12 protein-coding genes are annotated in these 9,219 nt (G+C 64.0%); 7 read left to right on the forward strand and 5 right to left on the reverse strand.

What is annotated here, in order from left to right:
* The 4 genes from F804_RS0114890 to F804_RS0114905 form a co-directional block, all read right to left on the reverse strand.
* The coding region (locus F804_RS0114890) for a transposase (protein ID WP_040596085.1) at positions 1–303 on the reverse strand (303 nt) is incomplete at its 3' end.
* Between the two features lie 298 nt (positions 304–601).
* Positions 602–1,051 carry a DUF892 family protein gene (locus F804_RS0114895; protein ID WP_022708539.1) on the reverse strand — a complete coding sequence of 150 codons (450 nt, stop codon included), beginning with the start codon at positions 1,049–1,051 and terminating at the stop codon, positions 602–604.
* A gap of 25 nt (positions 1,052–1,076) precedes the next feature.
* Positions 1,077–1,280 (reverse strand): hypothetical protein, encoded by a 204-nt coding sequence (locus F804_RS0114900; protein ID WP_022708540.1) that lies wholly within the window; start codon positions 1,278–1,280, stop codon positions 1,077–1,079.
* A 24-nt stretch (positions 1,281–1,304) separates the two neighbouring features.
* Positions 1,305–2,129, reverse strand: coding sequence for a manganese catalase family protein (locus F804_RS0114905; RefSeq protein WP_022708541.1), 825 nt, complete (start codon positions 2,127–2,129; stop codon positions 1,305–1,307).
* 267 nt (positions 2,130–2,396) lie between these two features.
* On the opposite strand from F804_RS0114905, the gene F804_RS0114910 reads away from it, so the two are divergent.
* The 3 genes from F804_RS0114910 to F804_RS0114920 all read left to right on the forward strand — a co-directional run bounded on the left by F804_RS0114910 (position 2,397) and on the right by F804_RS0114920 (position 4,911).
* The gene (locus F804_RS0114910; RefSeq protein WP_028726044.1) at positions 2,397–3,599 is read left to right on the forward strand and encodes an MFS transporter; all 1,203 of its coding nucleotides are present in this window, start codon (positions 2,397–2,399) and stop codon (positions 3,597–3,599) included.
* Positions 3,600–3,703: 104 nt separating this feature from the next.
* On the forward strand, positions 3,704–4,405 hold the full coding sequence (locus F804_RS0114915) for a cytochrome c oxidase assembly protein (RefSeq protein WP_022708543.1): 702 nt from the start codon (positions 3,704–3,706) through the stop codon (positions 4,403–4,405).
* On the forward strand, positions 4,402–4,911 hold the full coding sequence (locus F804_RS0114920) for a CopD family protein (protein ID WP_028726046.1): 510 nt from the start codon (positions 4,402–4,404) through the stop codon (positions 4,909–4,911). The genes F804_RS0114915 and F804_RS0114920 overlap by 4 nt, the downstream gene beginning before the upstream one ends.
* Here F804_RS0114920 and F804_RS0114925 read toward each other — a convergent pair.
* Positions 4,881–5,396 carry a DUF2231 domain-containing protein gene (locus F804_RS0114925; RefSeq protein WP_022708545.1) on the reverse strand — a complete coding sequence of 172 codons (516 nt, stop codon included), beginning with the start codon at positions 5,394–5,396 and terminating at the stop codon, positions 4,881–4,883. The genes F804_RS0114920 and F804_RS0114925 overlap by 31 nt on opposite strands.
* 45 nt (positions 5,397–5,441) lie before the next feature.
* Between F804_RS0114925 and F804_RS0114930 the strand changes: the two genes are divergently transcribed.
* The 4 genes from F804_RS0114930 to F804_RS0114945 form a co-directional block, all read left to right on the forward strand.
* A complete protein-coding gene (locus F804_RS0114930; protein WP_022708546.1) occupies positions 5,442–6,071 on the forward strand; it encodes a cytochrome c oxidase subunit II in 630 nt (209 codons plus the stop codon).
* Complete coding sequence (gene ctaD / locus F804_RS0114935) at positions 6,068–8,515, forward strand: cytochrome c oxidase subunit I (RefSeq protein ID WP_022708547.1); 2,448 nt, start codon at positions 6,068–6,070, stop codon at positions 8,513–8,515. The genes F804_RS0114930 and ctaD overlap by 4 nt, the downstream gene beginning before the upstream one ends.
* Entirely contained in the window at positions 8,515–8,808 is a 294-nt protein-coding gene (locus F804_RS0114940) for a hypothetical protein (protein ID WP_022708548.1), read from the forward strand. Before ctaD ends, F804_RS0114940 begins: the two co-directional genes overlap by 1 nt.
* Before the next feature lie 163 nt (positions 8,809–8,971).
* Positions 8,972–9,219, forward strand: a 248-nt coding sequence (locus F804_RS0114945) for an IS5 family transposase (RefSeq protein WP_022708549.1), incomplete at its 3' end; no start/stop codon positions are given.

Below are 9,219 nucleotides of genomic sequence, written 5' to 3' on the forward strand. Positions count from 1 at the left end.
CTCCGCCATCGCAAAATATGCGCTCGCCTTGCGCAGGATCTCGTTTGCCTGACGCAGCTCCCGGTTCTCCCGTTCCAGCGCCTTCATCTTCTCGGTCATGTCGGTCGGGATGCCAGCCCGCTTGCCGCTGTCGACCTCGGCCTTCTTGATCCACTCGTTCAAGGTCTGGGGCGCACAGCCGATCTTTGCGGAAATCGACATGACGGCCTGCCAGCGCGATCCATGCTGGCCCTCATTGTCGAGGACCAAGCGCACCGCACGCTCACGCACTTCGGGGGAAAATTTGTTCGTCGTCTTGCTCATGATGCTCCATCCTACTCAGGAGTTGGAGCCTCCGGCAAACCCGGAGCGGTTCAGACAGATTCGTCTTGAACCCTATCCACCAGATGCCGGGACTGAACACCTAGGACCCGGAAGCAAACTCGCAGGACCAAAGCGGGCCTTTCGCAATATTCGAACCGCAGAGACGATAAAGGTGATCCTAGTGTCACGTCTATCGACCCGTACGACACTCGAGGCTGGCAAGTTCCGCTTTAAGCCGACGCGCCGCACCCACCCAAAGCCCGGTTTGCATGCGTAATCAGCGAACGAGGCAGGTGCCTTAAGTGCGTTCAGCCGCAGCTTCGAACCATGCGCGATGCCGCTTCTCATCTGCCAGCGCCTTTTCGAAGAACTCTCGCGATGCAGGTACCGCATCTCCGTGCTGGCGCGCACGATCATAGGCGGTGACGGTGTCTTCTTCGTTTGTGCGCATCGCCTTGAGGATCGCTCCGTCGCCCATCAGATCCGCCAGCGCGATCTTGCCGGTGGTCAGCATCTGCTTCATGTCGCCACCCTCGGGGATGTCGGCATTGATGGACGCCGCGATGTCGCGCAGTTTCTCGAGGTGATACAGGTGATCCTGCCGGAACTCGGCCACGCGGGCGGCGAGTTCGGCGTCGCTCAGACGCTCGATCGTGCTGTCATAGGCGGCGATCGCGTCATACTCCAGATAGATGAGATCGGTGACGAGATCGCCGAAATAATGCTCGGTTCCTGTGGTCGTGGCCATGTCGGTCATCCTTGATACGAAGGTTTCATAGGAACACCCACAGCGCGGCAATCACGATGACGACGATCGCGATGATCGGGGCGGCAAGCGCGATGCCCACCAGCTGCCCCTGCTCCTTGCCTTGGGTGCGGAGATAGTCGGTATCGGACGGCAACCCGCCTTCGGCCGCCGACCGATCCAGCTTGTCGCCCTTGTCATCACGGTGGGATGTGGCGTTCGGGTCGGTCATGGCAGCCTCCGGTTTCGGTTAGGGTTACTGTTGTTCGATCTGCGTGCCGCTATGGGGACGCGCCTTGCCCAGATCGGGCTTCTGGCCAAGCGGCTCGGGGCGCTCGCGGATCGAGAACTCCGAGCGCCCGTCCAACGACGGCCCCGACGTCCAGCGTCCTTCCGGCGTCGGCTCGTCCAGCGAGGTGTTCAGGAAGTAGTAGGAATGCTCCATCGCCTCGTGTTCCTCGGGGGTCGAGTTCGGCACCGGAAGCGCCTTTTCCCAGCCGCCCAGTTCCTCGATCACGGCCAGCCACTGCTGCTGGTGCATCGTGTCGCGCGCGATCAGGAAGGACAGCATGTCCTTCATCCCGCTGTCGTCGGTCATGTTGTACAGCCGCGATGCCAGCACGCGCCCGCCGCTTTCGGCGGTGGCATTGGCCATCATGTCGGCGGCCAGGTTGCCGGTGGCATAGATATGGCTCATGTCGAAGGGGACGCCATTCGCATTCACCGGCATGGCCGACAGCCCCGAGGACAGGATGTGGCGCGGGTTCGCCCCGCCCATGATCGCATTGACGATCGGGTCCTTGGCGGCTTCCTCCTGCACGGTCAGCGGCGCGCCTTCCAGGTTCAGGGCGACGGCATGGCCGAGAAACTCGATATGGGACAGTTCCTCGGTCGCGGTCATCATCAGCATGTCGCGGTATTTCGCATCGCCCCGGGCGCCCATGGCCTGGAAGAAATACTGCATGGCGACGCGGATCTCGCCTTCGACGCCGCCGATGGCCTGTTGGAGATACTTGGCGAATTGCGGATCGGGACGGTCCACGCGGACTTCGTATTGCAGCTTGCTGGAATGATGGAACATCGGTCATTCTCCTACGGGTCAGGTTTGGTGATTGCCGGCCGTCTTCACATTGCAGCAACTGCAGAAATTCCCGCGTCGTTCCGTAGACAAATATAGATTTATCCCGGCGGTTTCATGCCGATGCACGGATGCGGATAAGTTGTTGAAAAACCGGAAAGTCGGTCCGCAAAGCCGGAAGGACCGCTGATCGGCCGCGGGAACCGCGATGGAACGGCTGGCACAAACGAGTGTTGCGCGGGGAATGCAAATCCCTCGAAAGTTCCTGCAATGTCACCATTCCTCAAGCTTTCGGCAGCAGGTTTCGCTGCCACCGCGATCAGCTATGGCCCTGCCCGCATGGGCTTCGGGCTGTTTCTTGCACAGTTCAAGGAAGCCTTCGGCATCAGCACCACCGTCGCGGGCCTCATTTCCGCGGGCGGCTTCGCAGGATTCCTGCTGGGCCTGATCGGGGCCTATGCGGCAACCGCGTGGCGCGGCCCAAGGTTGCCCGTGATCGTCGGGCTGACCTTCGCTACGATCGGAATGATCGTGGTGGCGGTGGCGTCGAATGCGGGCGTCCTGGCCCTTGGCGTGATCCTTGCCATGACAAGCGCGGGCTTCGGCTGGTCCCCCTACAACAACGCGGTGCATCAGCAGGTGACCGAGGGCCTGCGCTCTCGGTCACTGTCCATCGTCAGCACGGGAACCAGCCTGGGGGCCGCCATGGCGGGGGCAGTCGCGCTGGCGCTGATGCTGGGCGGGGCTTCCTGGCGGATCGCGTGGATCGCCTTTGCAGGGGCCGGGCTGGCCGCGCTGGTCGGCAACTGGGTCGCGATGCGCGATGTCGCGGGCAATCCGGGCCGGGGGCGGACGAACTGGCGCGCGATCTGCGTGATGCCGGCCCTGCCGCTCTATCTGACGGCGCTGTCCTTCGGGATCACGACGACGATCTACATCTCTTTCGCGACGGACAGCGTAGCCCAGGCAGGCGGGCTGGCCGGGCTGCCCGACGGAGGATCGCCCGCGGTGATGTTCATCATCTATGGCATCGCGGGGCTGGCCGCGCTTGGCACTGCCGCGATCAAGGACCGGATCGGGTTGCCGCTGCTGGTGCGTGGGCTGCTGCTGGTATCGGCGCTGTCGCTGGCGCTGATCGCGCTGTCCCCGAACAGCTGGATCGGCGTGGGGGCCGCATCCGCATCGCAGGGCATCTTCGTCATGATGATGAGCGCGGTCCTGGCCTTCTGGTCCGAGCGCCTGTTCCCCGAGCTGCCCGCGTTCAGCTTCACCGCAACGCTGTTGGCGGTTGCGATGGGAAGCATCGTGGGACCTGCGCTTGCGGGCTTTTTGTCGAACGCGTTCTCATCAAGCGCCATGTTCCTTGGCGCAGCGGCTCTGTCGGCTGCGACAGCGATCGGCATGCTCCCGCGATTTGTCCAAGAGGAGCCTCTGGATTGCGGTCAGGATGCCAGCCCCCTGCCCGCCCACTAGCTGCCCGAAGGCTGCTTCCGCGAAACCTTGCGTTTCGGGAAACCAATCGGGCGGCTCGCGATTGTGTTACCTGATGCGCACCAATTCCACGGGGCCCCAGGACGATGCCGATCACGATATTGCCCGGAAGCTATTGCGGGATCGCCCCGCCCCCCGAGCTAGCGCTGCGGTCCTGGAACCTGGATCCGGTGCTGCTGGCCGTGATGGCTGTCGGGTGGCTGACCGTCAGACATCGCCCAGGCGGAACGCCCGCGATGCTGGTCCTGCTGGTGGTCTTCGTGTCGCCGCTCTGCGCCATGTCGGTCGGACTGTTTTCGGCGCGCGTCGTGCATCATGTGCTTCTGGTCGCGGTGGCCGCCCCCCTGCTGGCGGCAGCGCTGCCGTTGCGGGCCTCGAGCATGGGGCTGAATTTCACGATATCGACCGCCCTGTTGTGGCTGTGGCATCTGCCCGCCGCCTATGATCTGGCGCTGCGCGACATCGGAGTCTACTGGATCATGCAGATCAGCCTTCTCGGGTCGGCCACGCTGTTCTGGGGCGCGGTGCTGTCGCATCGTGCATCCGCGCAGACAATACTGTGGTCGCTTGCCGGGCTGATCCAGATGGGGATGCTGGGCGCGATCCTGACCTTCGCCCCCGAGCCGCTGTATCAGGCGCATCAGCTTGCGCCATTGGCGTGGGGGATGCGCCCGCTGACCGATCAGCAGCTGGGCGGGCTGATTATGTGGGTCCCGGCGATGATCCCCTATGCCGCGATCATCGCGATACAGGCGCGGCGCAGCTGGCGGCTGGCGGCGACGGCATGAGCATGCTCGAACCCATCGTCCCGCATCTGAAGTCGCTGCATGTCACGATGCTGCTGATCTGGTGCGCGGGGCTTTTCGCCCTGCCCCTGATGCTTGCGCGGCACGACCCCGCCATCGGTCAGGCCGATTACGCGCGCATCAGGAAGGCGACTCATTACGCCTATGCCTTCTTCATCACTCCCGCCGCCGTCATCGCAATCGGCTCGGGCACGGGGCTGATCTTTGTTCGGGGGGTCTTCGTCACCTGGCTGTTCGCCAAGCTGGTCTTCGTCGCTGCGCTGGTCGGGTTTCATGTCTGGGTCGGCTATGTCCTTGTGGACAAGGCCGAACGGCAAGGCGTTCATAAGACGCCGCACCCGACCCTCCCGCTGTTGCTGCTGACCCTGCCCATCACCGGCATCCTGTTTCTGGTTCTGGCCAAGCCGGATCTTGGCCAGATCCCCCTGCCCGATTGGCTGCAGCAACCCTTGGGCAATCAATTGCCTTTCGATGTGCCCAGACGATGATCGAAGACGAGTTTTCCGCCATGCCAGCCCGTGACCATCACGACGATCACCGCAAAGCCCGACAGCAGGATGCCGTAGGGCAGCACCGCCTCTTCGTATCCCTGCAGGCGATAGCCCCAATTGGCCCCCAGGATCGACAGCAGCATTACCGCGATCACGAAATGGGTCCAGGCAGGTGCACGGATGCGGATGCCCGAGACCAGCAGCAGTTCCGCCGTTCCGGTCGCCCCGGCTGCCAGCCCGAACACGAATGCCGTGCCCGCCGCCCAGATCGCCGCGCGCGCCCAGAACAGCTCTCCCGACCACCAGTAGAGCATGTCGGCCCCGAAAGTGCAGAATGTCAGCGCGACCGGGAATGCCACGGTCATGGCGTGCAGTGGGTGGCCCCAGATCCCGACCGTCGTCTCGGTCCGGTCGTAACCCGGATAATCGAGGATAGGATCGACCAACTCCTCGGGTTCCTTTTGCACCATCTTTCGTTCCATCGGCGCCCCCTGCTGCGCTTGTCCCTTGCCTGTCTAACCCCCGCGATGCTGGCTGGTTGCGAAGAAAGGCTGTCGACGGTCCATCCCGCCGGCCCCGCCGCCTCCGCGATCGCCGATCTTTGGTGGGTGCTGCTGATCGGTTCGGTGGCGATCACGCTGTTGGTCGCGGGACTGGTCCTTTGGGCATGGCGCCGCCCCGAGGGCGCGGTGTCGGAACGCCGCTTCGTGATCTGGCTGGGCCTTGCTTTTCCCATGACAGTTCTGTGGGCACTGCTGGCATACGGGCTGTTCATAGGGGAACGGCTGCTGCCGCGCGAAGGCCCCGATACCCTGGTCGTCACCGCAGAGGCGCGGCGATACGAATGGCGGTTCGGATATGACGACCGCCCTGGCGCGGTCACGCGGAACCGGCTGCACATCCCCGCGGGCCGCCCGGTGGATGTGGCCATCACCTCGGTCGATGTGGTCCATGCCTTCTGGGTGCCGCGTCTGGCAGGCAAGCTGGACGCCGTGCCGGGGCATGTGAACACCCTGCGGATCGAAGCGGCACAGCCCGGCGAATACGCCGGCCTGTCGGCCGAGTATAACGGCCCCGGCTATCGCGGTCATGGCTTCACGGTCATCGCCCACGACGCGGCCGGTTGGCAGGCTTTTCTGCAAGGGGAAGCGCCATGAACGCCCTCGAACGGCATCGCGCCCTGTCGCGCATCTGGGCGTCCGACCCCGGCTGGAGGGGATGGTTCACCTCGGTTAACCACACCGACCTTGGTCGGATGTTCATGGCGGTCTCGGCCTTCTTCTTCATTGTGGGCGGCATCCTGGCGATGCTGATCCGCGCCCAGCTGGCCAGCCCGCGATCGGCATTCCTGGGGCCGGAACATTACAACCAGATCTTCACCATGCACGGGACCATCATGATGTTCCTGTTCGCCATCCCCATGTTCGAGGGGCTGGCCGTCTACCTGTTGCCCAAGATGCTGGGGTCGCGTGATCTGGCCTTCCCTCGACTGACGGCCTACGGCTTCTGGTGCTATGTTTTTGGCGGCGCGATGATGATCTTCTCGCTGCTGGCGGGGATCGCGCCCGACAGCGGCTGGTTCATGTATCCGCCCCTGTCATCCGCGATCAATTCGCCCGGCATCAATTCGGACTTCTGGCTGATCGGCATCACCTTCGTCGAGATCTCGGCTATCTCGGCGGCGGTCGAGATCACGGTGACCATCCTGCGATATCGCGCGCCGGGCATGTCGCTGGCCCGCATGCCGATATTCGCGTGGTATGCACTTGTGACGGCGGTGATGATCCTGACGGGCTTTCCGCCGCTGATCCTGGGGTCGATCCTGCTGGAACTGGAACGCGCCTTCGGCCTGCCCTTCTTCCAGGTGGCCCATGGCGGCGATGCGCTGTTGTGGCAGCACCTCTTCTGGCTGTTCGGCCACCCCGAGGTTTATATCATCTTCCTGCCCGCCGCCGGGGCCATTTCTACGATCCTGCCGGTCATGTCGCGCACGCGGCTGCTGGGGCATCAATGGGTGATCGCCTCGGCGGTGTCGCTGGCGGTGCTCAGCTTCGGGCTGTGGGTGCATCACATGTTCACCACCGGCATCCCGCATCTGGCGCTGGCCTTCTTCTCGGCGGCCTCGACGCTGGTCGCGGTGCCGACAGCAGTGCAGATCTTCGCCTGGATCGGCACCATCGCCAAGGGCCGTCCGCAGATGCACCTGCCGATGATGTGGATGCTGTCCTTCTTTGCGACTTTCGTGATCGGCGGGCTGACGGGGGTGATGGTTGCGGTCGTGCCCTTCGACTGGCAGGCGCATGACACCTATTTCATCGTGGCGCATCTGCATTACGTGCTGATCGGCGGCTTCGTCTTTCCGATGCTGGGGGCGCTGTATTACTGGATGCCGCATGTCACGGGCCGCAAGACCTTCTTCAAGCTGGGCAACACGGCCTTCTGGCTGATCGTGCCGGGGTTCCACGGCACCTTCCTGCTGCTGCATTGGGCGGGCCTGCTGGGCATGCGTCGCCGCATCGACACCTTCGATCCGGGGCAGGGGTGGGAGGTGATCAACATCATCGCCTCGGTCAGCAGCTTCGTCATGGCGATCGGCTTTGCGCTGGTGCTGATCGACGTGGTGGTGAATGCCGCCGTGGCGATCCGCGGGTCGCGCGACCCTTGGGGTGCGGGCACGCTGGAATGGGCGATGCCGACGCCCGCCGCGCCCTACAACTTCGCCAGCCTGCCGCAGATCACCTCACGCGAGCCTTTGTGGGACACGCCCGACCTGCCCGTCCAGCTGGCGCGGGGCGAGGGGTATCTGGGCGACCCGTCCCGCAACCGGCGCGAGACGCTGACCGTGGAACCCGCCACCGGAGCGCCCGAATACATCGTCGTCTTTCCCGGCAATACCGCCCTGCCGATCCTGATGTCGGCGGTGACGGGGCTGTTCTTCTTGGGGATGCTGATCAAGGCTTATTGGCTGGTGCCCGTCGCGGCCGTGGGGGTGCTGGGCTGCGCGCTTGTCTGGGCGTGGGGGCTGCAGAGGCGCACCCCCGAAGGCCCGCTGCCCGTCGGACGAGGGCTGTCGCTGCCCGTCGCATCCGAGGTCGCCCATCCCCCCGGCTGGTGGGGGTCGCTGTTCCTGCTGCTGGCCGACGGGACGTTCTTCGGATCGCTGCTGTTCGGCTATGCCTTCCTTTGGACCATCGCGCCCAACTGGCCACCGCAGGTCTGGGCGCAGCCCGGACCACATGCAATCGCGATCCTGGCAACCGGAGCAGTTCTGGCGGTCATCGCGGCCCGATACGCGCGGCTCTGGATCCTGCAGGGATCGGCGATGATCGTCATGGGCGCCAGTGGCGTGCTGGTGCTGCGCAGCATGCCGGATCCGACCGTTCACGCCTATGCGGCGACCGTTTGGGTGCTAGTCGGTTATGCCATCCTGCACCAATTCATCGCCTTCGTGACGGCCGTGTTTCACGGCATGACCCGGGTTGCAGGGCATGACCCCCGCACTGGCCCAGGCCTGCACCGGATCACCGTCCTGTGGTCGGACTATGCTGTCGGCGTATCCGTGATCGGAATTGGCGCCGCAGCCATTCCGGGGTTTGTCTGATGGGGGACCTGCTGCGCATCGCCCTGCCCCTGACGACATGGCTTGCCAGCTTCAGCGCGATCTATGGGTTGAATGGGTGGCTCTGCGCTGCGGGCCCGCAAGGCTTGGCTGGTCGAGGCATCTTGCTGGCGGCGGCAGCGGCTGCCTTGATGCTGCAAGCGTTGGCGCTGGGTTGGGTGCTTAAGTCATCGACACCCAGATTGCGCATGCTGGTCACGACGCTTGCAGTCGTCGCGCTGACAGCCACGGTCTGGACCTTGCTGCCCGGTCTTTTCCTGACCCGCTGTACCTGACCCGGGCCGCAGGACAGCTCGCTGAATGGCTGCCAGACCCAAGTCCGCGGACGCGCCCCCCGGCATGCATACAAAAGCAGGCATGAACTAGGGTCAGGACCCATTAATTTTCTTGATGCCGTCCTGTCGGCGTGATTCACGCTCCCAAACAGGTGGGGGCATCATGAGTAATCTTTTCTGGCTGACGGACGAACAGATGGAGCGGCTGAAGCCGTTCTTTCCCAAGAGCCATGGTAAGCCGAGGGTCGATGACCGGCGCGTGCTGAGCGGCATAATCTTCATCAACCGCAATGGGTTGCGGTGGTGCGATGCGCCCCGGGAGTATGGCCCGCCCAAGACGCTCTACAACCGGTGGAAGCGCTGGAGCGAGATGGGCGTGTTTGCCAGGATCTTCGAGGGATTGGCCTCGGA

Source organism: Paracoccus zeaxanthinifaciens ATCC 21588, from assembly GCF_000420145.1.
Lineage (GTDB): Bacteria > Pseudomonadota > Alphaproteobacteria > Rhodobacterales > Rhodobacteraceae > Paracoccus > Paracoccus zeaxanthinifaciens.